We start from the raw sequence: 922 nt of genomic DNA on the forward strand, positions 1-922 counted from the left end.
AAGGGGGTCCCTCTTCGACGCCGATCGGGGGTCCCTTTTGAACGCCGTTTGACACGCGACGGCGTGGAGCGGTCCCGAAGCAACGGGCCTCTGTTCGCACGAGGTTTCCAACGCCCGCCCCCATTCCGCCGGCCAAGACGCCGGCTTGCGAGCCGACTCGGCTTGGTCCAGGATTCCCTCCGCCGGCGCGGCTGCGTCGGCAGGGGCGTGGAAACCCCTGTGCGAGTTTGCGAACCCTGACGCCGGCGATCGGACCTGCCGGCGCACACCTGCGGTTTGGCGCGCCGGTCTGGTCGCGCCGGCGCGGGCGCATGGCCTTGCGCGTGGGATTCCAAGCAGGTCAGACCTGCGACGCCCCTCCTCGTGGGAACGGGAGTGGCGCGATGCGGCGCACGGAAGATGAGGCCGGAACAGGCGAGGCCTCGCTCGACGGGCTCTATCGGCTCTATGCCGGCTGGCTGAGGCGCGCCTTGCATCGGCGCTTTGGCCGGGCGGTCGCCGAGACGGCGGAGGATCTGGTGCAGGAGGCCTATCTGCGGATCGCCCCGCACCAGGCGGCGGGCACGGTGCGCGCGCCCCGCGCCCTGCTCCTCCACGTCGCCAGCAATCTCGCCCGCGATCAACTGCGCCGCACCGCGCGCAGCGGCGGCGTTCCCGCCCTGATTGAAGATGTCGCAGAAACGGAGGAACATGGCGTTCCGTCCAGCCAGGACGAGGCGGTGCTGCTGCACCAGATCGTCTCGGCCTTGCCGCCGCCCTTGAAGGATGTCTTCGTCTTGAGCCGGTTTGCGGGAATGACCAATCAGGACATCGCCGATCGCTGCGGGCTCTCGGTCAAAACCGTCGAATGGCGGATGACCCGGGCGCTCGCCTTCGTGGCCTTGCAACTGCGCCGGTAGCCGCCCTTGGCCATGACCCCGCC

1 protein-coding gene is annotated in these 922 nt (G+C 69.6%); it reads left to right on the forward strand.

Annotation, left to right across the window (positions count from 1 at the left end; translation table 11 throughout):
* Positions 1-383 precede the first annotated feature (383 nt).
* A complete protein-coding gene (locus tag AX721_RS04180; protein WP_068874774.1) occupies positions 384-899 on the forward strand; it encodes an RNA polymerase sigma factor in 516 nt (171 codons plus the stop codon).
* Positions 900-922 lie beyond the last annotated feature (23 nt).

It is taken from the genome of Phenylobacterium sp. CCH9-H3 (assembly GCF_001557235.1).
Lineage (GTDB): Bacteria > Pseudomonadota > Alphaproteobacteria > Caulobacterales > Caulobacteraceae > Phenylobacterium.